Raw genomic sequence first — 25,818 nt, forward strand, 5'->3', positions numbered from 1 at the left:
TCGCATTAGAGTTTTGTAACCCGAACCGAATTGGAGCGCGGAATTTCGATGGAAAACATTCTCGGTTTTGTTCTGGTGATTGGTCTTGGAGCCTTGATTTTGGCAATAGTCCGAGTTTTCCGCACGCTGCGCGCTGGCGGATACGATCAGCCATCCCGCCGCCAATCTGGAAACGGCCACACAAGTATCGAACCGGTTGATGCCAGCCTTGCATCTCGTGGCCCAGGCTCTGGCCGACCTTGGGGACAGAGCCATAACAGTGGAGGTTTCAACGGAGGAGACGCTGGCGGAGGCGGTGACTGAACTCATTCCGCAGCCTCCCGTGCCGACAAAGTCTCAGCCAGCTCAGCTGCTTCCCGGCGCAGTTTGCGGACCAGCTCCAGCTCGGACTGAAAATCCACATAATGCGGCAGCTTGATGTGCTCCAGAAAACCGGTGGCCTGAATGTTGTCGGCATGGCTCAGGACAAATTCCTCATCCTGCGCAGGCGCGCCCAGATCGTCCTCGCCCAGTTCCTCCCAGCGGAGCGCCCGGTCTACCAGGGCCATGGCGATGGATTTGCGCTCTGACTGGCCGAACACCAGACCATAGCCGCGGGTGAACTGCGGCGGCACCGTCTTGGACCCCTTGAACTGGTTCACCGTTTCGCATTCGGTCAGCTCCACCTCGCCGATCTCAATGGCAAAGCCCAGTTCCGGGATCTCCATCTCCACGGGCACCGTGCCGATCCGCAGCTCGCCGACAAAAGCGTGGTTGCGCGCATAGCCGCGCTGGGTGGAGTACGCCATCCCAAGGATGAACCCTTCATCCCCGCGGGTCAGCGACTGCAACCGCACAGACCTGTTCGCCGGAAAGGACATCGGCTCGCGGGTCAGGTCGCCCGGCACCGAATCCGAGACCGGCTCGCGTTCAATAATGTCCTCACCTTGCAGAAACTCGCTGATATGCGGTGTCGCTTCCTTGCGCGGCTCTGCAACCGGTGCTTCGGGCACCTCACCATCTGCGGCCAGTTTGAAATCAAGCAGGCGGTGGGTGTAGTCGAACGTCGGCCCCAGCACCTGCCCGCCCGGTGCATCTTTGAAAGTCGCGGAAATCCGGCGGTCGCAGGCCATCCCGCCGGTTTCCACCGGCAGCGTATAACCAAACCGCGGCAAGGTGGTGCGGTAGGCGCGGATCAAAAAGATCGCTTCGATCAGGTCGCCGCGTGATTGCTTGATCGCCAGTGCCGCCAGATCCGGATCGTACAGGGACCCTTCCGCCATCACCCGGTTCACCGCCAGACTGAGCTGTTCGCGGATCTGATCAATGGACAGCTCCGCCACATCCCTATCACCGCGGCGCTCTTCGGCAAGCCAGGCGTGGGCGTTGTCAATCGCCCGCTCGCCGCCTTTTACTGCAACATACATCGTTCAGGCCTCCGCGCTGATCTGGGTGGACCGGGGCAGCGCAGCCACCTGTGTCCCGCAGGTAAAGAAGAAATCCACTCCCAGCGGGTAAAGCATCGCGTTGTCCTGAAAGGCCGCCAAGCCTGGCAGCGCCATCTTTGCGGTATCCTTGATGCCGGGCCCGGACAGGACGGCATTGGGCGCGTCGAACGCAGGCACTTCAACAATCAGCGTGGCAGAGCGATCCGGATACTCCGGCGTCCCAATACGGAAGCGGTCAAGCGACATCAGCGATGCCCAGCTGCCAAGGGCAAAATCCGCCTGTTCCGCCGCCACGATAGGCGCGCCAGTGTGAAATGCCAGCCAACCGCGCAAGGCTTTGCTGTCCACGTCCGAGGCCAGATAGACACCGGTTTCCGGGTCGCACAGGGTCAGCAGCAGGCTGCCTGCGGCAACCGAGACCCCGTGCGGCGGGGCAGCGCCGGTGATCTCTTCGATCCGGCCGGGACGTGCCATCGCATTCATCGCTGCGCGAAACGCTTGGGCCGAAACCACCGGCGGATTGCTGAAACCGCCGGCATAGGCCGTGCTCTGAGGCTGCTGAGGCATCAGTCCTCTCCCCGCACCATTGTGAAAAACTCAACCTTGGTTGCCGCAGCCTTGGCAGCCCGGGCCGTCTTGCGCGCCTTGCGTTCCGCGGCCAGCGGTTCCAGCACTGCAGCACGCAGGCCCGCCGCCGCGCCGGTCTGCATCAACGCATCAATCTTGGCAGCCATTCCGGCCTTTGCCTTGCTGCGGCCCTGCACATAGCCGTGACCAACCGTTCCGTCCTCCAATGACAGCGCACAGCGGGTGACGGTCATCTCACCCAGGTTAAAGGGGGCGCCGGACCCGCCCATGCGGCCCCGGACCATAACGCCGCCCGCCTCCGGCGCGCGCAGCCAGTTGCAAGCCGGATCAGCCCCGTATTCTTGCCACAGCTCAGCGAGCCGGCCCTCGTCAGCAGAGGCCAGCAAGCTCATCCAGCCCTTGCGGTCTTCTACGGAAAAATTCGTGTTCATTTGTCTAAGCCTCTTGGCCAGGTTGTCTATAAATACTATACAACTAGATAAATGATACCTGAGTCGCCCCCGCAGGCGCAATCCAAGACTTGTGAAAGTTCCATGACATGGCCCGCACCCCCGTTTGGAAGTCCATCGCCATTGCCCTGACGGATGACATCGCACAGGGCCGCTACGAAACCGGCGGCAAACTGCCCGCCGAGGCGCAGCTGTCGGCCCGTTTCGGGGTGAACCGCCATACGGTGCGCCGGGCGCTGGCCGATATGGCGGAACAGGGCCTGGTGCACCCGCGACGCGGCGCCGGGGTGTTCGTGGCGGCCAAACCAACGGATTATCCAATCGGCAAGCGGGTGCGCTTTCATCAGAACCTGACGCGTGAGGGGCGCAGCCCCGCCAAACAGATCCTGATGCTGGAAACCCGCGCCGCGGCGCCCCGTGAAGCCAATGCGCTGCAGCTGGATCCCGGCGCCCAGGTGCATGTCTATGACGGGCTGTCCCTTGCTGACGGCCAGCCCATTGCCCTGTTTCAAAGCATCTTTCCCGCAGACCGGTTTCCGGGAATGCTGGGCGCGCTGGAAGACCTGCGCTCAGTCACCGCGGCATTGCAAAAACAGGGTGTTGAGGACTACACCCGCGCCGAAACCCGGATCACGGCCAAACTCGCCAACGCGACCCAGGCCCTGCATCTGAAGATAGCCGAAGGCAGCCCGATCCTGCGCACCACCGGCATCAATACTGATCCCGGGAACCGCCCCGTCGAGTTTGGCCGCACCTGGTTTGCCGGCGACCGGGTCACCCTGACTGTTGGCGGCAGGGCCTGAAGCAAGAGGCTCCCGCCTGTTCCGGCGCATTTTGAAAATGCACCTCTCAGTTGGGCCGGGCACCGCGCTGGCGCGCGGCGCGCAACCGCTTCAGCCGCGACTGCGGTTTGTTCAATTGCAACGCCCCCTGCCGCGCACAGCGCGGCTGCCACGCCCAACCTTTGCAGGGTATCTTTGATACCCGGAATGGGCGGGAGTACCACCGCAATGGAACAGCCCCCGCAGACAGCAGAGGCTCAGCGGCAGATCAAAAATCGCTACTGTTTGGCGTTGAACACAAACAGAGTCTCGCCATTTATCTGATAGTCATTGATCAGCTCTTGCGCTTTTTGCGAAACCAGCCAAGCCTCCAATTGCACCGCCAGGCTGTTCTTCACGTGACCATGTTTTTCCGGGTTCACCGGAATGTAGGCGTATTGGTTGAACAGCACCGGATCACCCGCAAACAGCAGCGCCAAGCCGCCTTTGTTGCCAAAGTTGAGCCAGCTTGCCCGGTCGGACATGATGTAACCGTCCATGCCCGATGCCGTATTCAGAGCAGCCCCCATTCCCGCACCAACCGCGCGGTACCAGTCGCCGAAACCTACAGGATCAAGGCCGGCCGAGGCCCACAGGCTCAGCTCTTTCTTATGCGTGCCGCTGTCATCGCCGCGGCTGACAAAGGCGGTCTCTGCCCCGGCAATCTTCTGCAACGCGTTTGCAGCATCCGCTGCGCCGGACACGCCGGCCGGATCCGCCTTTGGACCAATGATGACAAAATCATTATACATGATCTCGCGGCGGTGGGTGCCGTATCCGCCAGCCAGGAACGTCTCTTCGGCTTTCTTCGAATGCACCAGAATTGCATCCACGTCACCGGCTTCGCCCAGCCGGAGTGCCTGACCGGTGCCAACAACCAAAAGCTGCACGTCCAGACCAAGATCGTTCTTGATCTCCGGCAGCAGGATCTCGGCCAGGCCGGAATTGTGGAAAGAAGTGGTCACCGCCATCTTCATCTCTTCCGCCAGCGTTGCCGTGGCCATTGCCATTGAGGCAACGGCAGCAATAATCAGATGTTTCATTCTACAATATCTCCGTTCAGAAATGCGCGTCCCTGAGAGGTTTCGGGTCCGGCAAAGAAATTTTTCGCCGGGCTGAATTCATGAATGCGGCCCTGCAGGACAAAGATCACCTCATCCGCCAGTCGCCGGGCCTGGCCCATATTGTGGGTGGACATCACCAGCCGCGTGCCGCTTTCCGATGCATGGGCCAGAATATCCTCGATCTCGCGGGTGGCGCGGCCGTCCAGCGCCGCGCAAGGCTCATCCAGGAACAAGACCTGCGGCTCGCGCACCAGGGCGCGCGCAAGAGCCAGCTTCTGCCGCTCACCGCCGGACAGCATAGTCGCTTGGCGCTCCAGGATTGCCCCCAGCCCCACCCGGCAGGCCCAATCCGCCGCCCGCGCACGCGCCTCTTTGCGGGCAATGCCGGTCAACCGCAACGGATAGGCGATGTTCTCGATCACCGAGCGCCGCATCATCACAGGGGTCTGGAAAACAAAAGCCTGATGCTTTTGCGCCTCTTCCAGCGGGCAGGCCCAGTCCAGGCTGCCGCCGTTCATCCGCACAATGCCATGCAGCATCTTCAGCAGCGTTGTTTTGCCCGCCCCATTGGGACCGATCACAATCGAGGTGCCCTGCCCGCCCAGTGTCAGATCCACCGGCCCGACCAAGATCTTGCTGCGGCGGCGCACCATGGCGCCCTTGGCAACCAGCGGAAACATCTGCATCACCAGCGCCCCTCGCTCTCCGTCCGGCCCAGCCAGTGGATCGCCAGGTTGACCGCAATCGCCAGCGCGATCAGCACAAAGCCCAGCCCCAGCGCCATGGCAAACTCGCCCTTGCCGGTCTCCAGCGCAATCGCCGTGGTCAGCACCCGCGTTGCGTGGTCGATATTGCCGCCCACCACCATGATCGCGCCGACCTCACCAATCGCCCGGCCAAACCCAGCCAGCGCCGCAGTCAACAGTGCCCGCCGCCCGTCCCACAGCAGCGCCTGAATACGCTGCAGCTGGGTTGCGTTCATCGAAATCAGCAGATCGTGGTAATCGCTCCACAGTTCCCGCAAGGACTGATGCGCCACCGAGGCCACCAAGGGAACAACAATGATCACCTGCGCGATGATCATCGCAGTGGGCGTGAACAGCAGGCCAAAGACACCAAACGGCCCGGCCCGCGACAGGAACACATAGACCACCAGCCCCACCACCACCGGCGGCAGCCCCATCAGCGCATTCAGCACCGCAATTGTGGCCCGTCGCAATCGGAACCGGCGCACCGCCAGGAAAGCCGCCAAGGGCAGCGCAATGGCACAAGCAATGGCCAGCGCGGTCAGCGTCACCCGCAGCGAGCGCAGGGTGATCTCCACCAGATCCGCGTCCAGCGTCGCCAGCAGCCAAAAGGCCTGGCTCAGTCCTGCCCACAGATCATTCATCGCGTCCGGTCACTCTCCCAAAGGCCAACTGCCGGCCCGGTCTAACATGGCTTTGCGCGGCTCCAAATCACAGGAGAGGACGCCGGGACAGCCAAAAACGGCAAACCGGCTGGAAAATTCTGCCCCCGATACCCATCTGGGAAGTAACGGCTTCCCGAAGATGCCGCCTGTTAGCGCCAAATCACCGCTTTTGGCTGCAAAAGCCTTCTCGCGTGCTTGCGTGCGCCAAATGAACATGAAACAACCCCCGTCCAAAGTGTCCCCTTGGACGCAACTTTGAGGACTTGCCATGTTCGACCTGCAATCCATGCGGGATCAACTCGCCAGCCAGTACGATCTGGCGCCCAATCCTGCCCTTGCCGAAAAGATGACGGATATCTACGCGCGGATGAACCGTGTGGTGAACCCCATCGAATGGGTCGCCCATGCACCCTATGTTGCAGCCATTCTGGAGCTGAAAAAGCAGCGCAACGCGGTGATCCTGGCGCATAACTACATGACGCCCGAGATCTATCACGGTGTGTCGGATGTGGTCGGCGACAGCCTGCAACTGGCGATCGAGGCTGCGAACGTCGAGGCCGATGTGATCGTCCAGTGCGGCGTGCATTTTATGGCCGAAACTTCCAAGATTCTCAGCCCGGACAAAACCGTGCTGATTCCCGACATGGAGGCAGGCTGCTCGCTGGCGGAATCAATCACCGCCGAGGGCATCGAACAGATGCGCGCCAAATATCCCGGCGCGCCGGTCGTGTCCTACGTGAACACCACGGCTGAGGTGAAGGCCGCATCTGACATCTGCTGCACCTCGTCGAACGCAGCCCAGATCGTCGCCGCGCAAGACAGCCACACGGTGATCATGACACCGGACCAGTATCTGGCCCAGAACGTCGCCAAACAGGTGCCGCAGAAAAACGTGGTCTGGTGGGAAGGCTCCTGCATCGTGCACGAGCAATACACCGCCCAGGATCTTCGCGATTTCCGCGAATGGAACCCCGGCACCCGGCTGATTGCACACCCGGAATGCCCGCCGGATGTGGTGGCCGAGGCCGATTTCTCAGGCTCCACCAGCGGTATTCTTAAATACGTGACTGATGAAAAGCCGGAAAAGGCGATGCTGATCACTGAATGTTCGATGGCCTCGAACATCGCCGACCAACTGCCCGAGGTGGATTTTGTCGGCCCCTGCAACATGTGCCCTTACATGAAGAAGATCACGCTGGAGAAGATCCTCTGGTCTCTGCACACCATGTCCGAGCCGGTCGTGGTCGATGAAGTTGTGGCCGAAAAGGCCCGTGTGGCGGTGCAGCGGATGATTGACCTCAGCCAGAAACTTGGCGTCTGATCTGTGATCGAAACCGGCCGCATTGTTATTGCCGGCGCAGGTCTTGGCGCGCTCTATGCCGCGCTTGAGCTGGCACCGCGGCCGGTTCTGGTGATCTCACCTGAAGCCTTGGGCAAGGGCGCAAGCTCTGCCTGGGCGCAGGGCGGCGTTGCAGCGGCCATGGCCAATCACGACACGCCCGAGGCCCACGCCGCCGACACTCTGCAGGCAGGTGCCGGAACTGTTGACGCAGAGGTTGCCGCGATGGTCACACGGGTCGCGCGCGCGCACATCGTCGACCTGACCGGCCTCGGCACGCCATTTGACCGCGATGCGGACGGCAATTATGTGATGAGCCGCGAAGCTGCCCATTCCGCCGCCCGCGTGGTGCGCGTCAAGGGCGACCAGGCCGGCGGCAAGATCATGCAGACATTGATTTCCGCCGTGCGCGCAGCTCCGTCCGTGCAGGTGCTGGAAAACACCCAAGCTGTGCGGTTGGAAACCGAAGGCGGTACCGTCACCGGCATCTGGATCACCCGCGCCGATACGCCTTCTGCCCCGGTGCTGATCAAATGCCCCGGCGTGCTGCTGGCCGGCGGCGGCTCCGGCGGGCTTTATGCCCATACCACCAACCCGCCCCGCATCCGCGGCCAGGTGATCGGTTTTGCCGCCCGCGCCGGCGCCCGCATTGCCGACCCGGAGTTTGTGCAATTCCACCCCACCGCATTCGACATCGGCGAAGACCCCGCCCCGCTGGCGACCGAGGCCCTGCGCGGCGAAGGCGCGGTGCTGATCAACGCGAATGGTGAACGCTTCATGCTAGCTGAGCACCCGGACGCCGAACTGGCTCCCCGCGACATCGTTGCACGGGCGATTTTTGCCGAAACCCAAGGCGGCCGCCGCCCGATGCTTGACACCACCGAAGCGCTCGGCGCCGAGGTGCTGACCCGTTACCCCACGGTCGCAGAAACCTGCGCCCGTGCCGGCATCGACCCGGTGCAAAACCCGATCCCGGTTGCCGTCGCCGCACATTACCACATGGGCGGGGTCGAGGCCGACATGCAGGGCCGCAGCAGCCTGAAAGACCTCTGGGTCTGCGGCGAGGCCTCCTCCACCGGCCTGCATGGCGCCAATCGTCTGGCCTCTAACGGGTTGCTGGAAGCGCTGGTCTATGCCCGCAACGCAGCTCAGGACATCGCGTCGCTGGATACCCCCGTAAATGTGGATGAGATCCACCCTAGCTTCCCGCCGGGCGGGCAGGACCTGGACGCCGCAGCAGTCAAACACCTGCGGGAAACCATGACAGCTCATGCCGGCGTGCGCCGGACCGCCCAAGGCCTGAAACAGGCGCTGGCAGCCATTGCCCGGCTCGAAGCCGGGCAGGCCGCGGACGAGAATTTCGCCAATATGTGCGCTACCGCCACGCTGATCACAGCCGCTGCGCTTCAGCGCGAGGAAAGCCGGGGCGGTCATTTCCGCGACGATTTCCCCACAGCCGATCCCGCGCAGGCACATCGCACCCGCATCACCCTGGACGAGGCCATGGCGATCCGTGACCGGATTGCCCCCCGGCCGTGAAGGAGCCGACATGAGCACCCAATTCGCCACCCTGCCCGACTTGATCCTGGAACCGATGGTGCGTGCAGCGCTGATGGAAGACCTGGGCCAGAACGGTGACATCACCACCCGCGCTGTGATCCCGGCCACCGCCGCCTACACCGCCCGGCTCAATGCCCGCGAGGACGGCGTGGTCTCCGGCATGCAGATCGCCCGCATCGCCTTTCACCTGGTGGATGCCGGGCTCAAGGTGGAAACACTCCTGCCCGACGGCAGCCCATGCCGCAAGGGCGACACGCTGATGACCATCGATGGCTCAGCCGCCTCAATCCTGTCGGGCGAGCGTGTGGCGCTGAACTTTGCCGGACGGCTGACCGGCATTGCCACGCTGACAGCGGCCTTTGCCGCCGAAACCAAGGGCACCGCCACCCGCATCACCTGCACCCGCAAGACCACGCCTGGGCTGCGCATTGCCGAGAAGCAGGCAGTGCTGCACGGCGGCGGCTACAACCACCGTTTCGGCCTGTCGGATGCCATCCTGATCAAGGACAACCACATCGCCGCAGCTGGCGGGGTGCGCGCCGTTCTGGACGCCGCCAAATCCAGCGTCAGCCACATGATGAAGGTGGAAATCGAGGTCGATACACTGGAGCAGCTGACCGAAGTCATCGCCACCGGCGGTGCCGATGTTGTGCTTCTGGACAACATGGACACCGCCACCCTGGTCAAAGCCGTGGAGATTGCCAAGGGCCAGGTGGTGACCGAGGCCTCCGGCAACATGCGTCTCGACCGCATTGCCGAGGTGGCTGCCACCGGGGTTGATTACATTTCCTCCGGCGCGCTTACCCATTCGGCGCGCACCCTGGATCTGGGCCTCGATTTCTAAGGCAGCCCCGAACCTCAGGATCATACCGCCGGGCCAGTGCCCGGCGTTATTCGTCAGCCTGGCGGTTTTTCCGGGCGGCCTCCAGCTTGCCTTCCCGCAGCGCCTTGGGCGACAGCATCAGCACTGACCCGCCGGGTATGTGGCGCACGTCAAAGCCCCGACCCTCCAGCAAGCCGCCGCGCAGCTCCTCGGGCAGGCCGGCACAGGCTTCAGGCCGGCTTTCGCACATCACGATCTCCCGCCCCGTCAGGTAATTCAGCCGGAATTCGACCGACTGATCCTTTTGCAGGTCCGACTTGTTGGCCGCTTCCAGGGACAGATAGGTTCCGGTGACATAGACCGTCCCTTCGCCGCCAGTCAGCTCTGCCGCCATGTCCCGGCTCAACCGGTTCCATTCAGTAGAGAAATAGTGGGTCAGCCCGGCAAAGATCACATACAGGACCGTGAAGCCAAACAGCAGGTTGCGGCTCAGCCGGGCCCGCCCGCCGTCACGCAGCTGAAGCGCGAACAAGCCGACAAAGATTGCGCCAAATGCCCACAGAAACCCGCCGGACCGTACCGGCATGTCGATGCCGCTGCGAATAACCTGCAGGCAGATCAGCGCCAGCCCCAGCCCGGCCCCGGACAGCATGTACAGCGCCCGCCATTTGTCCCGGCTCCACACGGCCCACACGGCACAGCCAAGCACCGCAGTCTGCAGCAGCGCCAGCCCGGTGATGCTGTAACCGCCTTTCAGCACCAGGTTCACCAGGAAATCCGCGGCCAGTTTGGAATTTTTCAATGCCGAGGCCAGATCCGTCGCAGGGCTGGGATTGCGCCAGTCTGCCATCGGCACGCCGAACACCCCGTGTTCGGCATAGTTCAGCGCATAGATTGCCAGCATACCCAGGGCAAAGCTGGCAATGAACAGCACCAGCAAACCCGCCAGGTCCTTTGCCGAACGTGCGGCGTCTGCGCGAGTCAGGCTCATCGCGAGGATCAAAAACGGGTAGGTCGTATAAGACATCAGCGCCGCCGGAACAAAGACCAGCATCAGCCAGCGGCACGCCCGCTCGCTCAGCCGGGTGGCAAGCCAGCCATAGAGCGCCAGAATCGCCAGCCCCGGGATCAATGTGTTAAACCACAGCGAGATCAGCACCGATGGCAGACACAACCCGGCAATCAACGCTACCATCACCCGCTGCCAGACCTCAGTTTGCCGGCCAAGAGCATTATGCACCAGACAGCCCAGATAGATCGCCCACAGCAGGTGGTAGGTCAGGAAGTTAACCCAGGCCGGCGTCACTACGCCGCGCAAATGCCACAGATAGTTGACCCAACGTCCTTCGGTCAGAGTTTTGGAATAGAACAATGATGGGTCCGCCAGCAGCGCCGGATAGTCGTCATGCCGGATCATTGGATCATGCAGTTGGAACAGTGCGGCCAACAGCATCAGGGCAAAAACCGCAGCAACTGTTACCAGCAATTGCGGCACTGCAGGTCGCCCCGTAGCAGTGCTGCCGGCGGTGGCAAATGTCATCCAGCAGCCTCCTGCAGGCGGCGTGCACGGCGGGCCAGCACCGCAGCGCGGCCCTGGGCAATTCTGGTTACCACTGGCTGCGGCATCAGCGAGACGATTCCCCTCCGCATCCGCCAGCCGAGGCTGCCAGCCAGCGGCACGTTCTGCCCGGCCGGGACTTCCGATGCCAGCACCGCCTGCGGCAGGTTTTTTCGCCCAGCGGCATTGGCGTATAGAACGGTGTTGTAGCGGTACCAAGGCTCGACGCCCTCGATGTCCTTCAGTTGGGGCCGGACAAAGTCAAAGGCAGAGAAGCCGCGCGCGGCAAACATCTCCTGCCAGAATGACAGTGGCTTTTCGTTGATGTGAAATTCCCCCCCTTGCCCCGGCACCGCGGCTGAGAAAAGAACCCGGTCGGCGTGGCAGGTCAGGCTATCCACCAGCCGCTCCGAGGCCGCCTCAGGCAGATGTTCACCCACTTCCAGGCTTTGCGCCAGCTCGAACTTGCGTTTCAGATCAAAGGGTTTGGTCAGGTCAGCAGCGTGGAACTGCTCGCGCGGGATAGCCAGCCGGTCGCGATCTACATAATCGCCATCAACGCCGGCCACATCCATCACACCGGCCTTGATCCATTCGCTCAGCCAAACGCCGCGGCCGCTGCCCAGATCCAGCACACTGCCCGCGTGCAGATGCGGCTGCACCACCGAAATCATCGCCTGCGCCGAAGATCGCGCGCCCTGGTCAATGTAATCGTAAAACTCGTTGGAATAGATATGAGACATAGTTGCTCCGATCGATAGTCAGCCAGCCGCGGAATACACCCAGAGGCGGAAGATGATAAAATTCTGAACCGGCAGGATCACCGTGACGGCAGCGGCGGACAGCCAATCCGCCCAGCCCAACGCCGGACCGATCACGCCGGTGATCAGCGCCGAGACGGCAAATCCCGCAGCGATGGTGCAGGAAAAGCGCAGCATCTGTTCCGGCATGCCCAGCGGGCGGCGGAAGGTCCATGCCGTTTGCAGTACATATTGAACAGCGACAGCCGCAGCAAAGGCGAGCACATTGGCGGACGCCTGTGCCAGCCCCGATGCCAGCAGCGCGGTATAGCCCAGCACATAAAGCCCCGCGACCGCCGCGCCCACAATCGAGAACCGCAGAACCTGACCGGAATCGCCCCCCAAAACAGCCACCTTACGACGCTTCCTTGTGCCGGGGGGCCGTTTCGATGTTCACCGGGTCAGCCACCGCCGCACTGCCGGTCTCCTCTGACAAGAAGTACATCGGCCGCTGCTTGCTCTCCATATAGAGCCTGCCGATGTATTCCCCCATGATCCCCAGCGTCAGCAGCTGAATGCCCGAGAAGAAGGAAATCGCCAGCAGCATCGACGCCCAGCCCGGCGCGGTGTTGTGAAGGACCAGCGACAGAAACACATAGACCGCCATCAGGAAAGTCACATAGAGACTCAGGAAGGCCAGCCGCGTCGCCATCTTCAGCGGCTTGGTGGAAAACCCGGTCAGCGCATCAGTTGCAAAGCGCAGCATGGCGCGGAACGGGTATTTGGTAACGCCCGCAACCCGCGCGTCGCGCACGTATTCCAGCCCGATCTGCTTGTAGCCTGCCCAGGCAAACATGCCGCGGATGAACCGCGCGCGCTCGGGCATTGCCAGCACCGCCGCCAGCGCACGGCGGCTGACCAGGCGGAAGTCACCGGTATCCTTGGGAATATCCACATCCGACAGCGTGTTCAGGAAACGGTAGAACCCATAGGCCGTGATCTTCTTGAACAGGGTCTCCCCCTGCCGTTCGGCCCGGCGCCCGTAGACCACGTCATAGCCGCGATCCATCATCATCATCATGTCCGGCAGGATTTCCGGCGGGTCCTGCAGGTCGGCATCCAGCATGAAGACACGCGCGCCCCGCGCAGCCTCCAGCCCCGCGGTCAGCGCCACCTGATGGCCGCGGTTCGCCGAGAGGCGGATGCCGCGCACCACAGGGTATTTAGCATGGGCCGCCTCTATCGCCGCCCAGGTTTCGTCGCTGGATCCATCATCCGCCAGGATGATCTCGGCGTCCTGCGCCCATGGTTCAATGGCCTGCACCAGCCGCTCCACCAGCATGGGGACCGACTCTTCTTCATTATAGCAGGGCACAACAACGGAAAGCTTCACTTTCTCGCCCCCAATACTGTTTGTTAACCGCTCGTTAACCAGGATACTGGCCGATCCGGCACGGCCAAGGCAACGGCAGCCCGCTGAGGGTTTAATTTGCAATCAAATGGTTAAAAGCCTGTGTGTTTTCGGTAACGCACTATGTCAAATCCAAGGCAAATGCGGACGAATTGCCGAAAGTCCGCCCGCATTCCGCCCCGGATTACAGCACACCGCGCGGAATCACTTCCTGCCACTCCTTGGTCAGGACCACCTCCCTATTTACGCCCTCATAGGCCGTCACCCGGCGCCAGAGGTGAAAATTTTCCCAGTCGCAGGTCACCTTGTTTTCAGTATCAATCGACACCTGCCAGCCGCCGCGCCCGAACTCGAAATTCCAGTCGCTCGCAAAGGCAGCCGTAGCCGGATCATCCGGATGCACCTCGTAATGCATGGAGACATGGCTGCCTACGCACATGCCGTGGTAGGGATCCACCGCCTTGCCGTAATCGTCAAAGGTATCCAGCACCAGCGCGCCGTCCTCCCGGGTCCAGGTCTTGGAGGTGCCGCCAGCCCCCCGCAGCTGTTCCGCCTGCAACAGCGGATAATCACGCGGCGCGCCGGGGTTCTGCGGCTCGATCTCTTGCGAAACCCGCCGCTCGGGTAACACCAGCGTGCAAGCTTTGAGATCCAGCGTGACTTCTGCCGCTTCCGGCGCGGGCCAGACAATCGGCCAATAGGACGTCGACAGCGCCAGCCGCAGCACGTGCCCCGCCTTCAGACGGTGTGCGCATTCATTCAGCTCGATCTCCGCCTCATACCGCTCGCCCGGCACCAGTTTCTGCGGCGCCTCAAACCCGTTGCGGCAAGTCAGGTTCAGCGGCCGGAAGGTGATCCGTTGCGATACCCCTTCAGGCGAGACATCGCACAGCCGCGCCACCAGCTGCGCCACCGGCTTGTCGACGCTGAACGCCACCTTGACCCGCGGGCGGCCCAGCAGCTCCAGCGGATCTGCCAGCGGTGCGCTGTCAAAACAGGCCGACAGCGCATCGTCGCCTGCCTGATCGCCCGCCAGCTCATTGTCAAACCGCATCCCCGGACAGAAATAACCCGACGCCTGCCCGACCGTCGCCGGGCTGCTGACGGCCAGCGTGCCGTTTGCAGCCTCTCCGGCCAGCACGCCCGCGCCCAGATGCATCACCCGGTCCAGCACATTGGGTGAGGGCCACTGCGCCTCTGCCACCCAGCGGCCCCGGCGCGGCTTGTTCTGCATCGTCGGGTTAAAATGCTCCTGCATGAAAACGCGGTAATCCGGCAAGTCTTCGGCCCCGGTCTCCTCGCCCTTCAGCCATTTGCCGAACCAAGTCAGCACCTCGCCATGGAAATCCGCAGGATCCAGCTTGGCGATATGGGCATACCGGTGCTCCCAAGGGCCGATCATCGCCTTGGCCGGCACCGTCAGATTGGCGGCCAGCGCGGGCGGCGCATTCACATAGGCATCGGCCCAGCCAGTGATCGCCAGCACCGGTGCCTGGATCGCAGACCAGTCCTCGCAGACCGATCCATGCTTCCACTGGCCATCCCTGGTCTGCTGCCGCAGCCAGTCCGCGGCCATGAAAGGCATCTCTTCGATCCGCTTGATCCAATCCGCGCGCCAGTCCGGGCGCAGCTCAGGATCCGCAGGGCGCGACTGATAGGCAAACATCTGGCTGCCCCAGTTGGCGTTGTCGCTCAGCAAACAGCCGCCCATGTAATGGATGTCATCGGCATACCGGTCCACGGTCGAGGCCACCGACACCACCGCTTTCAATGCCTCCGGGCAGCGGAACGCCAGCTGCAATCCGTTGAAACCGCCCCAACTGATGCCGATCATGCCGATATTGCCATCGCACCAGTCCTGCGCCGCGATCCAGGCCAGAACCGCCTCGCCATCGCTCAGCTCCTGCTCGGAGTATTCATCGTCAAACACGCCCTCGCTGTCGCCGGTGCCGGCAATATCCACCCGGATGCAGGCATAGCCTTCGGTGGCGAAAACCGGATGCGTGGTTTCATCGCGGGGCGCGGTGCCGTCGCGCTTGCGATAGGGCAAATACTCCAGAATTGCCGGAAACGGCCCCTCGCCTTCGGGCATCCACATCCGCGCCGCCAGCTTGCGCCCGTCCGGCAGGGTGATCCAGGTGTTTTCAATGATGCTGAATGCGCCGGGCATTTGGTCTTCCTTGTCTCAGTTCCGGGCGGTGCCCCTTGGCGCTACTCTTGCCAAACCGGCATCGAATGAAAAGTGATCAGTTGTACGCATATGTAAGCGAGTGTACGCAGTCAGGCAGTCATTCAGTGAAAGCCCGCACCGATGCCCGACGATTTTTCCCGCAATTTGCGAAGGCTGTGCGCCGATACCGGCAGCATCGCCCAAGTCTGCCGCGAGATCGGTATGAACCGGCAGCAGTTTAACCGGTATCTCAACGGGCACGGCCTGCCTTCGGCCCACAATCTGCACCGCATCGCGCGTTACTTCGGGCTGGAGGAAGAGGCGTTGTTTGCCCCGCATCAGGACTTTCGCCAGCAAAGGGGCGCAGCCGCCGCGGTCTCGGCCCCGGCCTTGCAATTCGGCAGCCTGTTCCGCGATCAGGCCCGGCGCCTGCGCCGTTTCATGGGCGTCTACCACGGTTACTTCCGCACTCCGACCTGGCCCGGCCAGATCGTGCGCACGCTGATCTGGCTGCGCCCGCAGGACGGCTGCGCCGTCACCCATACATTTGAGCGCGCCATTGCCCGCGACGGCAGCATTCGCCAGCGCAGCCGCTATGCCGGCATGGCCACCCTCCGCAACAACCGGATCTGCATGTATGAAACGCCCCGCCGCGGCGGCGGCTACCTGTCAGAAACTGTGCTGATGCCCGCCCATCCGCAGCAGGTCTCCTATTTGCAGGGGCTGACCCTGGGGATCTCCGCAGGCCCCGGCCAGGCGCCCTTCGCCACAAATACCGTCTGGGTGCGGATCGGCGAAAGGACCTCGGCCCGCGAGGCGCTTGCCGCAACAGGTGCTTACCCTGAGGCCAGCCCCCGCATTGACCCGAAGGTACGGCGTCTGCTGGGAGAACAACCGCCTTTGAGCCTGAGCGCAGGCTTTCAGGAATAACTGCATCCGTTCTGCCGCGCGCCGGGCTGCAGGTTACTCCGGCAGCTTCGGCGCCGATTTCTCCAGCGCAAGTTCCGCTTCCGAGAATTTCCACGGCCCCCGCACCCCTGGCACGCCTTCCGGCGCGATCTGCATCTGCCGGTGCTGGATCTGCGGATCCTCAAAGGCCTGCCCGATGGTGTTGATCGGCCCGGCCGGCACCGTTGCCGCCTCCAGCGCTGCCAGCAGATCCGTTTGCGTCCAGGCCGCCAGCACCTCCTCCAGAACCGCAGTCAGCACCTTGCGGTTGGCAACCCGCAGCTGGTTGGTCTGGAACCGCGCATCCGCTTTGGCCTCGGCCAGCCCCAGCACATCGCACAGCCGCTGGAACTGCCCGTCATTGCCCACCGCCAGGATCACATGACCGTCCTTCACCGCCATTACCTGATAGGGCGCAATATTCGGATGGTCATTGCCCAGCCGCACCGGGCTGTCGCCGGTCGCCAGATAGTTCATCGCCTGGTTCGCCAGCAAGGCCGTCGCGCAATCCATCAGCGACATATCCAGATGCTGGCCGCGGCCCGTTGTGTGGCGCTGCTCCACTGCCGCAAGAATGCCAATGGTGCCATAAAGCCCGGTGACAATATCGGTGATCGCCACCCCCACCTTCTGCGGCTGGCCATCCTGCGCGCCGGTGATCGACATCAGCCCTGACATCCCTTGCAGCAGAAAGTCATAGCCTGCCCGTTTGGCATAAGGCCCGTCCTGGCCAAAACCGGTGACGGAGCAGTAGATCAGCCGTGGGTTGATCTGCGCCAGGCTGTCGTAATCCAATCCGTATTTCTTCAACCCGCCAACCTTGAAGTTCTCGATCAGAATGTCGGCGTCGCGGATCAGATCAAGGACAGTCTGCTTACCCTCCTCAGTCCGGAAATCAGCAATTACACAGTCCTTGCCCCGGTTGGCGGCATAAAAATAGGCGGCGGTCTTGTCGCCGTCCCGCTCAATGAACGGCGGCCCCCACTTGCGGGTGTCGTCGCCGTCCGGGCTTTCCACCTTCACCACTTCGGCGCCCAGATCCGCCAGCGACTGGCCGATCCAGGGCCCGGCCAGGATACGGGCAAGTTCAACCACCTTAAGGCCGGCTAGCGGGGTCATGGGCATTCCTCCCTGTTGGTGCCTTGGTCTTTGCTGGATATGCTTAACGGCTGAAACAGGTCCGGGCAAGATTTGATCAAATCAACGCTTGCCCGGGTCCCGTGACAGGCCGGCCGCCAAAAACAGATGTGTTCAGAGCAGTTTCCCGTGCCGGGATACGGCCTTACTCAAACCATTGATCCCAGCCGTCCTGATAATACCCGGCCAGCGCATGGGATTGCAGCGAGTTGATCTCCACTTCAACCGGCCCGGTGTCATCACCAAAGACCTGCGCCGCCTGCCAGACAGCGGCATTCAAGAACTTCAGCCCCGCAGGCAGTGCCAGTTCCCGCGGCCTTGGCGCCTGCGGCGTGGCCAGAACAAAGCCCCAATCGCCAAAGCTTGGCACATAGGCGTGATACGGCAATACCTGCAGCCCCTCTCCCGGACGATAGGGGTTGCGCGCTGCTTCCAGCGTCATTGCCACCGACCAAAAAGCGCTGCGGGCAAATAAGGGCGAGCCGGCCTGGGTCACCACCACCCCTTGCGCGCTCAGCCGTTCCATCAGGGCGCCATAAAACTGACGGGTGTAAAGCTTGGACAGCGCCAGGTTCTTGGGGTCCGGCAGATCCGCTATGATCACGTCAAACACCTGCCCGGAACCTTCCACAAACGTCCAGGCGTCCATATTGCGGATCGTCACACGTGAATCCTTCAGCGCCCCGCCATTCAGCCCCGACAACTGCGGATGGCTGTGGAACAGCTCCGTCACCCGCGGGTCAAGATCCACCAGCGTGACACTTTCCACCTCGTCCCAGCGCAGCACCTCGCGCACCGCCATGCCATCGCCGCCGCCCAGGATCAGCACATCCTTGCGCCGCGGCGCCAGTGCCATCGCCGGGTGCACCAGGCTTTCGTGATAGCGATGCTCGTCCAAAGTATCGAATTGGATCGAGTAATCCAGAAACAGCCGCACCCGGTCCTTGTAGCGGGTCACGGTGATCTGCTGATACGGCGTTGCCTCGCTCAGGATGATGTCGTCTTCAAACAGATCGGCTTCGGCCACCGACACCAGCCGCTCAGACTGCCACAGGGCGGCCAGCGTGGCGGCAAAAACCACGGCCCAGACTGCGGCCTGTACCCGGCTGGCATCGGCGCGGAACACCCATAAAGACAGACCGGCAACACCCAGGTTCAAGGCCCCGAAACTCAGGCTGGCCGACATCAGCCCCAGCTGCGGAATGATCAGCAGCGGAAAGGCGACCGAGGCCGCCAGCGCGCCGGCATAATCCACGCTCAGCACGTTTTCGAACCGGAACTCCGGCGCGCCGATCTGCTTCAGCACCCGCGCTATCAGCGGAATCTCCATCCCTGACAGCACACCAACCAGCACCAGCAGCCCGTACAGGGGCACCGAAACGCTCTCCATCCAGGCATAGGAAAAGAAAATCGCCGGCGCCATAAAGCCGCCAGCCACCCCCAGCCCGATCTGCGCCCAGATAAAGCCGCTCATCGCCTGACCGACAAAGCGCGACAGCCAGGCGCCCAGCCCCATCGCCGACAGGAACACCCCGATCACCAGCGAGAACTGACGCACGGAATCTCCCAGCAGGTAACTGGACAGCGTCGCCGCGATCAGCTCGTATATCAGCCCCGATACCGCCACCAGAAAGGTCGCGGCCAGCAGCCAGAACTCGCGCAGCCGCACGCCTCCGGCATCCGGGGCTGCATCACTCATGACAGGATGACAGCCGCAATGATGATCGAGATGGACAGGAACAGAAAGCCGATCAGCACCGCTAGCGCCATGTTCTGGTCCTGCTCGATCTCCTTCATGATCGGAAAGGGCGTCATCCAGTCGATCACTTTCCAGACCAGCCCCATCAGCGCCACGCCGACAAAGGTATAAAACACGGTGCTGATCAGCTCAGCGGCTTGGATGGCAGAGAAATACTCCATGGGGTCTCCCGGTTATTTGACGTTGCCGTTTGAATAGCGCCCGCCGCTGGCGGCGCGGATGGATGTGTCCAGGTCACGGCTTTCACCGCCGTAACCCTGGTACGAGACATAGGCCGCCCCGGCGATAGAGACGCCGGACATGACCAGAAAGATGACGCGGAACAGGTTCATGGCTTAATCCTCATCGCTCCAGTCGCTGCCGCGCCAGCGCGCCTTTCGGTGCCACCAGGCGCGCAGGAAACCCTGCCCGGCCAGCAGGCCGAATGCGATGGCCAGAAAGCCCATGTAAAGCCCGGAGGACAATCCGGATTTCGCTGAAACAGTGAGTTTGCTGAGCGCCGGCCGGTTTTGTGCCGCAGTTTTCAGGCGTGTTTGCGTGGATTGCGGGTAGCTCAGCTCCGTCCAGTGGCCGCTTTCCTCAACCTCCAGGCTCAGCGTGTAGGTGCCGGCTGTCAGCGGCCGGAAGGTCAGCTGCGCCTTGTTGTCGCCTTCGCTCCAGTTCCCATCGGAATCCCGCCCATGGTAATACTCAACCGTGCGTCCAGCTTGGAACACGGGCTCATCCTCCGGGTCTGTCAGTTCAATCCCGACAAAAGCCCAGCTGTTGTTTGTATTTCCTGCGAGTCTGATGCGTGTCAGCTTGCCGGCTTCGCTGACTATCACGGGAAGCTCTGCCGGCAGGTCAGCAGCCGTCAGAACCGTCCGCTTTAGCGCAATCTCGCCAGAGCGCCCTTGCAGGTTCATTCCGATGATCAGGCAAACCACGGCACAGGCGGCTGAGGCCCATTTTATGAAGCCGAAATTCGGCCCGGCCTTAAAGGGCTGCAACGGATGTATGCCGTGCGGCTTCAACCCGGTCTGGATGCCAAATCCTGTTTCCGCATCCCCGGCAGGCAAGTATTGCGACAGCCAAGCTTCACGCTCGTTTCCGGTTTGGGCGAAACTCAGCATTGCGTCATCAGCCAGGGCAGTGACCGTTGTGGTCTTTTCACCCTTTTTCGGGGACCAGGTGAACTCCCCTTCGGCAAAGGTGATCCGGCTGGTCGAGGTATCGTAGCAATGGAACGAGCGGGATCCTGTATGCACCTTTGGCCGGTGTTCCGAGCGCTCCACCCAATGCACCGACATCCACACCGGGCGGCGGTAGCGGCGGGTGAAAACCAAATGGCCGTCCTCAATCGTCAGCCAGGCATAGCCGTGGGTTGGGGAGTAGAGCTGGTGATCCACCCAGATCCAGGTCCGCACGCCCCAGCGTTCCTCGTGCTGCAGGGTGCCGATCACGGTGTAGTCTGCGCCGAACAGAGTGCCGGTCATGCCGATTGCGAACGGGCTGATCGGGCGTTTGATATCGTTGAACTTGCGAACAGCGCGGTAATTGTCCAACGCGTCCAGTTCAGTGCCGCAATAGGGGCAGATATGCACCGTCACCCGGCCGCCGCCCAGGATATCCAGCCCTGCCCCGCAGGAGCTGCAGTTGACCGCCTTCAGCTTAGCATCCCGGGTCATGCCAGCACCTCGACCTCAAACGGATCAAACCAATGGCCACGGTACCATTCGCGGCTGCTGCCCTGAAACTCTGCTGACAGCAGCGTGCCGTCATCGCCCTGCAAGTTTACAAAGCGATAGCGCTCGCCCACCAGCAGGGGCTGATCGAAACTGCCGCGCACTGCCACGCATTCGGCATCGTCTTCTTCGGTAACTGCGAACTCCACGCTGTCATAGTCAATGCGCTGCCCTAGCCGAAGATAGCCGTCATACCGCGGCCAGGCAGCGCGCTGCAGCACCCGCTGCATCACAATGTCACCCTCATCCACCGAGACCCAGCAGGGGGCGCCTTTGTCATCCAGCGCCCAAAACTCGTCCCAGTATCCGCGCCCATAGGAAAACCGCGCGTGCCCCAGGATCTGCAACTGGTAGCCGCCCAATCGGATGGCACTGCCAATGCCGAACAGCAGCGGGGCGTCATGCATGACACCTGCATCGCCTGCGAGCCGCGCCTGCGCATCCTCGATGAACAGGGTGGTGCCGCAGGCCTCGCAAGCGGTCAGCTTGACCGTGGCCGCCGCCGGGATCACCGGGCTGGCACAATTGGGGCAGTGAAACATGCTCATGGCGTCCCAATTCCCCAAGCCGGCGGTCAATTCAAGCGGGAAGTCCGGGACAGGCCAACATTTGATCAGTACTGTTGACCCAATGTTTCGCGCGCGAAACAATCCGGCAGCAAGGCTGACCTGTTTTCAAGCGCGCTGACCGCCGTATTTTTCCGGATGGCCCTCACCGGCTCCATATGTTAGCGATAACTCAACTTTAACCAGCCGTATGGCAACAGAGGCAATTGAATTGCCCCGCCCCAAGCGGCACAATGGTCTGGCCTCTGTAGAACAGCGATGTAAAATCAATGGTTTCCCGCGTCATCCCCGTTGAACCCTTTGACCTCGTGCTGTTTGGCGCGACCGGCGACCTGGCCCGCCGCAAGATCCTGCCGGCCTTGTTTCACCGGTTTCAGATCGGCCAGTTCTGCGATGCCTGCCGCATCATCGGCAGCTCGCGCAGCGCCCTGACAGCCGAGGAGTTCCGCGCCCAGACTGCTGATGCGATACGCGATTTCGGACAGGATGTGGAAACCACGCCTGCGGAAATCGCCGCTTTCACCGCCCTTCTGGACTATGTCGCGGTGGATGCACGCGGTGATGCCGGCTGGGATGTGATTCACGGGAAACTGCGCGACGATGCGGTGCGCGCCTTCTACCTGTCGGTCGGCCCGTCGCTGTTCACCGACATTGCCCGCCGCCTCAGCGAGACAGGGATTGCCACACCGGACAGCCGCATCGTGCTGGAAAAACCCTTTGGCCATGATCTGGCTTCGGCCCAATCACTGAACACCGCGCTGCGGGCCCATTTCGAGGAACGGCAGATCTACCGGATCGACCATTACCTGGGCAAGGAAACCGTGCAGAACCTGATGGCGCTGCGCTTTGCCAACTCATTGTTTGAACCCTTGTGGAACTCCTCGCACATCGACCATGTGCAGATCACCGTGGCCGAGAGCATCGACGTTGAAGGGCGCGGGGAATACTACGATAAATCCGGCGCCATGCGGGACATGGTGCAGAACCACCTGATGCAGCTCTTGTGCCTCACTGCGATGGAGCCGCCCGCGCAATTCACCCCAAACGCCGTGCGCGATGAAAAGGTCAAAGTGATCGAGGCGCTGCGCCCGGTGCCCCAATCCAGCATCGCCCGCGGCCAGTACCGGAGCCGGAACGACGGTAAATCCAGTGACAGCTACCGTGACCACGCCGCCAACCCATCCAGCCGCACCGAAAGCTATATCGCGCTGAAGGTTGAAGTGGCGAACTGGCGATGGGCCGGAATCCCCTTCTATTTGCGCACCGGCAAATGCCTGCGCGAGCGGGTGAGCGAGATCGCCGTCTATTTCCGTGACCCGCCGCACAACATCTTCGAAGGGTCCGGCACCGTGCATGGCAATGTGCTGGTGATCCGTCTGCAACCGGATGAAGGCATCACCCTGAAAACCACAATCAAGGACCCCGGCCCGGGCGGCATGCGCCTGACGGGGGCCAATCTGGACATGACATTTGCGGATGAGCTGCCTGAGTCGGGCCGCCCGCAGGACGCCTATGAGCGGCTGATCATGGATGTGATCCGCGGCAACCAGACCCTGTTCATGCGCGGCGACGAGGTTGAGGCCGCCTGGGCCTGGGCCGACCCGATCATCGCCGGCTGGGAGGACGCGGGCGAAGCGCCGCAGCCCTATGACAGCGGCAGCACGGGACCCGATGACTCATTGCTGCTGATCCACCGCGACGGCCGCCGCTGGCGCAGTATCGGAACCTGAGATGACTGCCCTCCCCTTTGCCCCCGCAGTTTGCTACAAAGGCACCCCATGACCCTGAACCCCACCCTGGCCGCCGTCACCGACCGTATCATCGCCCGCAGCGAGGCCACCCGCTCGGCCTATCTGGAGCGGATGGCTGCTGCCCGCGGCAAGGGACCTGCGCGGGCGCATCTGTCCTGCTCCGGCCAGGCCCATGCCTATGCCGCCACCGGGGCGGACCAGCAGACACTGGCCCAGGGTGCCAAGGGTCATCTGGGAATTGTCACCGCCTATAATGATATGCTGTCGGCGCATCAGCCGTTTGAGACCTACCCGGCCCTGATCCGCGACGCTGTGCGCCGGGCCGGCGGCACCGCCCAGGTGGCAGGCGGGGTGCCTGCCATGTGCGACGGCGTCACCCAAGGCGAGGCCGGCATGGAGCTGAGCCTGTTTTCCCGCGACACCATTGCCATGGCCGCAGGAATCGCGCTTAGTCATAATGTATTCGACGCCGCGGTCTTTCTTGGCGTCTGCGACAAGATCGTGCCGGGGCTGGTGATCGGCGCGCAGGCGTTCGGCCACATCCCGGCGGTTTTCCTGCCGGCGGGTCCGATGACCAGCGGTCTGGCGAACGATGAAAAAGCCAAGATCCGGCAGAAGTTCGCATCCGGGGAGATCACCCGCGAAGACCTTCTGAAGGCCGAGATGGCGGCCTATCATGGCCCCGGCACCTGCACCTTCTACGGCACCGCCAACACCAATCAGATGCTGATGGAGTTTATGGGCCTGCACCTGCCCGGCTCCTCTTTTGTCACCCCCGGCACGCCGCTGCGCGAGGCGCTGACGGTTGAGGGCGCCAAACGCGCGTTGTCGCTCAGTGCATTGGGAAACAACTACACCCCGGTCTGCGACGTGCTGGACGAGAAAGCCTATGCCAACGGCATTGTCGGGCTGATGGCCACCGGCGGTTCCACCAACCTGCTGATCCACCTGATCGCAATGGCCCGTGCGGGCGGCATCCTGCTGGATTGGCAGGATTTTGCAGATCTGTCCGAAGCTGTACCGCTTTTGGCAAAGGTCTATCCCAACGGCCTTGCTGACGTGAACCATTTCCACGCGGCCGGCGGCCTGGGCTACATGATCGGCGAACTGCTCAAGGCCGGCTGCCTGCACCCCGACACCAAAACCGTGGCGGGCGACGGGCTGGAAAACTACGTGATGGAGCCGTTCCTGGCGGAAGACGGCCTCACCTTCCGCCCCGGTCCGGAGCAAAGCCTGAACGACTCGGTGCTGCGCCCGGCGGATGCGCCGTTCCAGGCAACCGGCGGACTGAAACGGCTGACCGGAAACCTGGGCACGTCGGTGATCAAGGTCTCGGCAGTGGCCAAGGAACATCAGGTGATCGAGGCCCCCGCCCGCGTCTTTCATGACCAGGAAGAAGCCAAGGCCGCCTTCAAGGCAGGCGAGCTGACCGGCGACGTGATCGTTGTGGTGCGCTTTCAGGGACCCAAGGCCAACGGCATGCCGGAGCTGCACAGCCTGACGCCGATGCTGGGTATTATGCAGGGCAAGGGCCAGAAGGTGGCGCTGGTCACTGACGGGCGGATGTCCGGGGCCTCCGGCAAGATCCCCGCCGCGATCCATGTGGTACCCGAAGCGCTGGATGGCGGCCCGATTGCCAAACTCCAGGACGGCGACATGCTGCGGCTGGATGCGGTGCGCGGCACGATGGAAGTCCTCACCGAAGGGGTGCTGGAGCGCGATACCGCCACTGCCGACCTCAGCGCCTATCAGCACGGCACGGGCCGTGAGCTGTTTTCCCTGTTCCGCCGCTCGGTCGCTTCGGCCGACGAAGGCGCCAGCGTTTTTGGAGTTTAGTATGACGCGGATAACCCCTCAGGACGCCAGCCTGCGCACATGCGGGATCTGCACCCTGGCCCCGGTTATGCCGGTGCTGGTGGTCGAGGATGCGGCCCATGCCCGCCCCTTGGCCGAAGCGCTGGTGGCAGGCGGCCTGCCAGCGCTTGAGGTCACCCTGCGCACAGGTGCCGCGCTGGACGTGATCCGCGAGATGGCACAGGTGAAGGGCGGTGTGGTCGGGGCCGGCACGCTGATCACCCCCGAAGACGCCGAAGCCGCCAAGGAGGCCGGCGCGCAGTTCGGCGTCTCCCCTGGTGCGACGGATGACTTGCTGGACGCCTGCGAATCCATCGGCTTGCCGCTGTTACCCGGTGCCGCGACTGCAACCGAGGCGATGCGGCTGCTGGCGCGCGGTTATGGGATGCTGAAGTTTTTCCCGGCCGAAGCCTCCGGCGGTGCGCCCGCGCTGAAAGCGATCGGCGCGCCCTTGCCGCAAATCTCCTTTTGCCCCACCGGCGGCATCAGCCCCGCCAATGCGGAAACCTATCTGAGCCTGCCTAATGTGGTCTGCGCCGGCGGCAGCTGGGTGGCGCCGGCCGATCTGGTCAAGGCTGGCAACTGGGCCGCAATCGAAGCAATCGCGCGGGACGCAAGCCAGCTCGGCAAGGGTTAGGTCACCGCAAAATCCACCGGTCAGCTCTGCTCCTGCCATGACCGGCGGCCTTTTCACGGCCCGTAGTTACTCCGCCGTGTC

The 25,818-nt window shown here is 62.7% G+C and carries 25 protein-coding genes; 8 read left to right on the forward strand and 17 right to left on the reverse strand.

Annotated features, from left to right (window positions below; translation table 11 throughout):
* Positions 1-305: 305 nt before the first annotated feature.
* Genes K3557_RS15760 through phnG form a run of 3 tightly spaced genes read right to left on the reverse strand, consistent with a single transcriptional unit; the run spans position 306 to position 2,446 of the window.
* Complete coding sequence (locus tag K3557_RS15760) at positions 306-1,406, reverse strand: carbon-phosphorus lyase complex subunit PhnI (protein ID WP_259994893.1); 1,101 nt, start codon at positions 1,404-1,406, stop codon at positions 306-308.
* A 3-nt stretch (positions 1,407-1,409) separates the two neighbouring features.
* A complete protein-coding gene (gene phnH / locus K3557_RS15765; RefSeq protein WP_259994895.1) occupies positions 1,410-1,994 on the reverse strand; it encodes a phosphonate C-P lyase system protein PhnH in 585 nt (194 codons plus the stop codon).
* Positions 1,994-2,446, reverse strand: coding sequence for a phosphonate C-P lyase system protein PhnG (gene phnG / locus K3557_RS15770; protein ID WP_259994897.1), 453 nt, complete (start codon positions 2,444-2,446; stop codon positions 1,994-1,996). The genes phnH and phnG overlap by 1 nt, the downstream gene beginning before the upstream one ends.
* Before the next feature lie 107 nt (positions 2,447-2,553).
* On the opposite strand from phnG, the gene phnF reads away from it, so the two are divergent.
* Positions 2,554-3,267 carry a phosphonate metabolism transcriptional regulator PhnF gene (phnF, locus tag K3557_RS15775; protein ID WP_259994899.1) on the forward strand — a complete coding sequence of 238 codons (714 nt, stop codon included), beginning with the start codon at positions 2,554-2,556 and terminating at the stop codon, positions 3,265-3,267.
* 257 nt (positions 3,268-3,524) lie between these two features.
* Here phnF and K3557_RS15780 read toward each other — a convergent pair whose 3' ends face one another.
* From K3557_RS15780 to K3557_RS15790, 3 genes are read right to left on the reverse strand one after another with little or no spacing between them, the layout of a single operon-like run.
* Entirely contained in the window at positions 3,525-4,328 is an 804-nt protein-coding gene (locus K3557_RS15780) for a substrate-binding domain-containing protein (protein ID WP_259994901.1), read from the reverse strand.
* Positions 4,325-5,035: an ATP-binding cassette domain-containing protein gene (locus K3557_RS15785; RefSeq protein WP_259994903.1), complete on the reverse strand. Its 711-nt coding sequence runs from the start codon at positions 5,033-5,035 to the stop codon at positions 4,325-4,327. The genes K3557_RS15780 and K3557_RS15785 overlap by 4 nt, the downstream gene beginning before the upstream one ends.
* A complete protein-coding gene (locus K3557_RS15790; protein WP_259989705.1) occupies positions 5,035-5,739 on the reverse strand; it encodes an ABC transporter permease in 705 nt (234 codons plus the stop codon). The genes K3557_RS15785 and K3557_RS15790 overlap by 1 nt, the downstream gene beginning before the upstream one ends.
* 289 nt (positions 5,740-6,028) lie before the next feature.
* Here K3557_RS15790 and nadA point away from each other — a divergent pair, with 289 nt between their 5' ends.
* The 3 genes from nadA to nadC are packed head-to-tail and all read left to right on the forward strand — an operon-like array spanning position 6,029 to position 9,503.
* Positions 6,029-7,081, forward strand: coding sequence for a quinolinate synthase NadA (gene nadA / locus K3557_RS15795; RefSeq protein WP_259989702.1), 1,053 nt, complete (start codon positions 6,029-6,031; stop codon positions 7,079-7,081).
* A 3-nt stretch (positions 7,082-7,084) separates the two neighbouring features.
* Positions 7,085-8,638, forward strand: coding sequence for an L-aspartate oxidase (locus K3557_RS15800; protein WP_259994905.1), 1,554 nt, complete (start codon positions 7,085-7,087; stop codon positions 8,636-8,638).
* A gap of 10 nt (positions 8,639-8,648) precedes the next feature.
* A complete protein-coding gene (nadC, locus tag K3557_RS15805) occupies positions 8,649-9,503 on the forward strand; it encodes a carboxylating nicotinate-nucleotide diphosphorylase (protein ID WP_259994907.1) in 855 nt (284 codons plus the stop codon).
* 46 nt (positions 9,504-9,549) lie between these two features.
* Here nadC and K3557_RS15810 read toward each other — a convergent pair whose 3' ends face one another.
* From K3557_RS15810 to K3557_RS15830, 5 genes are all read right to left on the reverse strand, one after another.
* Entirely contained in the window at positions 9,550-11,022 is a 1,473-nt protein-coding gene (locus K3557_RS15810; RefSeq protein ID WP_259994909.1) for a hypothetical protein, read from the reverse strand.
* Complete coding sequence (locus K3557_RS15815; protein WP_259994912.1) at positions 11,019-11,783, reverse strand: methyltransferase domain-containing protein; 765 nt, start codon at positions 11,781-11,783, stop codon at positions 11,019-11,021. Before K3557_RS15815 ends, K3557_RS15810 begins: the two co-directional genes overlap by 4 nt.
* Before the next feature lie 18 nt (positions 11,784-11,801).
* Entirely contained in the window at positions 11,802-12,194 is a 393-nt protein-coding gene (locus K3557_RS15820) for a GtrA family protein (RefSeq protein WP_259994915.1), read from the reverse strand.
* A gap of 1 nt (position 12,195) precedes the next feature.
* Positions 12,196-13,173, reverse strand: a complete 978-nt coding sequence (locus K3557_RS15825) for a glycosyltransferase family 2 protein (RefSeq protein WP_259989689.1) — start codon at positions 13,171-13,173, stop codon at positions 12,196-12,198.
* 202 nt (positions 13,174-13,375) lie between these two features.
* Positions 13,376-15,361, reverse strand: coding sequence for a CocE/NonD family hydrolase (locus K3557_RS15830; RefSeq protein ID WP_259994916.1), 1,986 nt, complete (start codon positions 15,359-15,361; stop codon positions 13,376-13,378).
* Between the two features lie 141 nt (positions 15,362-15,502).
* On the opposite strand from K3557_RS15830, the gene K3557_RS15835 reads away from it, so the two are divergent.
* A complete protein-coding gene (locus K3557_RS15835) occupies positions 15,503-16,291 on the forward strand; it encodes a helix-turn-helix transcriptional regulator (protein ID WP_259994917.1) in 789 nt (262 codons plus the stop codon).
* Positions 16,292-16,324: 33 nt separating this feature from the next.
* Here the strand turns inward: K3557_RS15835 and K3557_RS15840 are convergent, their stop codons facing one another.
* From K3557_RS15840 to K3557_RS15865, 6 genes are all read right to left on the reverse strand, one after another.
* The gene (locus K3557_RS15840; RefSeq protein ID WP_259994918.1) at positions 16,325-17,428 is read right to left on the reverse strand and encodes a CaiB/BaiF CoA-transferase family protein; all 1,104 of its coding nucleotides are present in this window, start codon (positions 17,426-17,428) and stop codon (positions 16,325-16,327) included.
* A gap of 163 nt (positions 17,429-17,591) precedes the next feature.
* Positions 17,592-19,145, reverse strand: coding sequence for a polyamine aminopropyltransferase (locus K3557_RS15845; RefSeq protein ID WP_259994919.1), 1,554 nt, complete (start codon positions 19,143-19,145; stop codon positions 17,592-17,594).
* On the reverse strand, positions 19,142-19,366 hold the full coding sequence (locus K3557_RS15850) for a DUF350 domain-containing protein (protein ID WP_259989679.1): 225 nt from the start codon (positions 19,364-19,366) through the stop codon (positions 19,142-19,144). Before K3557_RS15850 ends, K3557_RS15845 begins: the two co-directional genes overlap by 4 nt.
* Before the next feature lie 12 nt (positions 19,367-19,378).
* On the reverse strand, positions 19,379-19,537 hold the full coding sequence (locus K3557_RS15855; protein ID WP_259994920.1) for a hypothetical protein: 159 nt from the start codon (positions 19,535-19,537) through the stop codon (positions 19,379-19,381).
* Between the two features lie 3 nt (positions 19,538-19,540).
* Positions 19,541-20,872 (reverse strand): DUF4178 domain-containing protein, encoded by a 1,332-nt coding sequence (locus tag K3557_RS15860; protein WP_259994921.1) that lies wholly within the window; start codon positions 20,870-20,872, stop codon positions 19,541-19,543.
* Positions 20,869-21,477: a DUF4178 domain-containing protein gene (locus tag K3557_RS15865; RefSeq protein WP_259994922.1), complete on the reverse strand. Its 609-nt coding sequence runs from the start codon at positions 21,475-21,477 to the stop codon at positions 20,869-20,871. Before K3557_RS15865 ends, K3557_RS15860 begins: the two co-directional genes overlap by 4 nt.
* A 287-nt stretch (positions 21,478-21,764) precedes the next feature.
* On the opposite strand from K3557_RS15865, the gene zwf reads away from it, so the two are divergent.
* The 3 genes from zwf to eda are packed head-to-tail and all read left to right on the forward strand — an operon-like array spanning position 21,765 to position 25,737.
* Entirely contained in the window at positions 21,765-23,225 is a 1,461-nt protein-coding gene (gene zwf, locus K3557_RS15870; RefSeq protein WP_259994923.1) for a glucose-6-phosphate dehydrogenase, read from the forward strand.
* Between the two features lie 48 nt (positions 23,226-23,273).
* Complete coding sequence (edd, locus tag K3557_RS15875; protein WP_259994924.1) at positions 23,274-25,082, forward strand: phosphogluconate dehydratase; 1,809 nt, start codon at positions 23,274-23,276, stop codon at positions 25,080-25,082.
* 1 nt (position 25,083) lies between these two features.
* Complete coding sequence (gene eda / locus K3557_RS15880; protein WP_259994925.1) at positions 25,084-25,737, forward strand: bifunctional 4-hydroxy-2-oxoglutarate aldolase/2-dehydro-3-deoxy-phosphogluconate aldolase; 654 nt, start codon at positions 25,084-25,086, stop codon at positions 25,735-25,737.
* Positions 25,738-25,818: the final 81 nt, after the last annotated feature.

Source organism: Leisingera sp. M523 (assembly GCF_025141335.1).
Lineage (GTDB): Bacteria > Pseudomonadota > Alphaproteobacteria > Rhodobacterales > Rhodobacteraceae > Leisingera.

Coding starts and splice junctions, on each gene's coding strand:
- K3557_RS15760 (WP_259994893.1), bottom strand. CDS start 1,406: ATGTATGTTGCAGTAAAAGGCGGCGAGCGGGCGATTGACAACGCCCAC.
- phnH (WP_259994895.1), bottom strand. CDS start 1,994: ATGCCTCAGCAGCCTCAGAGCACGGCCTATGCCGGCGGTTTCAGCAAT.
- phnG (WP_259994897.1), bottom strand. CDS start 2,446: ATGAACACGAATTTTTCCGTAGAAGACCGCAAGGGCTGGATGAGCTTG.
- phnF (WP_259994899.1), top strand. CDS start 2,554: ATGGCCCGCACCCCCGTTTGGAAGTCCATCGCCATTGCCCTGACGGAT.
- K3557_RS15780 (WP_259994901.1), bottom strand. CDS start 4,328: ATGAAACATCTGATTATTGCTGCCGTTGCCTCAATGGCAATGGCCACG.
- K3557_RS15785 (WP_259994903.1), bottom strand. CDS start 5,035: ATGCAGATGTTTCCGCTGGTTGCCAAGGGCGCCATGGTGCGCCGCCGC.
- K3557_RS15790 (WP_259989705.1), bottom strand. CDS start 5,739: ATGAATGATCTGTGGGCAGGACTGAGCCAGGCCTTTTGGCTGCTGGCG.
- nadA (WP_259989702.1), top strand. CDS start 6,029: ATGTTCGACCTGCAATCCATGCGGGATCAACTCGCCAGCCAGTACGAT.
- nadC (WP_259994907.1), top strand. CDS start 8,649: ATGAGCACCCAATTCGCCACCCTGCCCGACTTGATCCTGGAACCGATG.
- K3557_RS15810 (WP_259994909.1), bottom strand. CDS start 11,022: ATGACATTTGCCACCGCCGGCAGCACTGCTACGGGGCGACCTGCAGTG.
- K3557_RS15815 (WP_259994912.1), bottom strand. CDS start 11,783: ATGTCTCATATCTATTCCAACGAGTTTTACGATTACATTGACCAGGGC.
- K3557_RS15830 (WP_259994916.1), bottom strand. CDS start 15,361: ATGCCCGGCGCATTCAGCATCATTGAAAACACCTGGATCACCCTGCCG.
- K3557_RS15835 (WP_259994917.1), top strand. CDS start 15,503: ATGCCCGACGATTTTTCCCGCAATTTGCGAAGGCTGTGCGCCGATACC.
- K3557_RS15840 (WP_259994918.1), bottom strand. CDS start 17,428: ATGACCCCGCTAGCCGGCCTTAAGGTGGTTGAACTTGCCCGTATCCTG.
- K3557_RS15845 (WP_259994919.1), bottom strand. CDS start 19,145: ATGAGTGATGCAGCCCCGGATGCCGGAGGCGTGCGGCTGCGCGAGTTC.
- K3557_RS15850 (WP_259989679.1), bottom strand. CDS start 19,366: ATGGAGTATTTCTCTGCCATCCAAGCCGCTGAGCTGATCAGCACCGTG.
- K3557_RS15855 (WP_259994920.1), bottom strand. CDS start 19,537: ATGAACCTGTTCCGCGTCATCTTTCTGGTCATGTCCGGCGTCTCTATC.
- K3557_RS15860 (WP_259994921.1), bottom strand. CDS start 20,872: ATGACCCGGGATGCTAAGCTGAAGGCGGTCAACTGCAGCTCCTGCGGG.
- K3557_RS15865 (WP_259994922.1), bottom strand. CDS start 21,477: ATGAGCATGTTTCACTGCCCCAATTGTGCCAGCCCGGTGATCCCGGCG.
- zwf (WP_259994923.1), top strand. CDS start 21,765: ATGGTTTCCCGCGTCATCCCCGTTGAACCCTTTGACCTCGTGCTGTTT.
- edd (WP_259994924.1), top strand. CDS start 23,274: ATGACCCTGAACCCCACCCTGGCCGCCGTCACCGACCGTATCATCGCC.
- eda (WP_259994925.1), top strand. CDS start 25,084: ATGACGCGGATAACCCCTCAGGACGCCAGCCTGCGCACATGCGGGATC.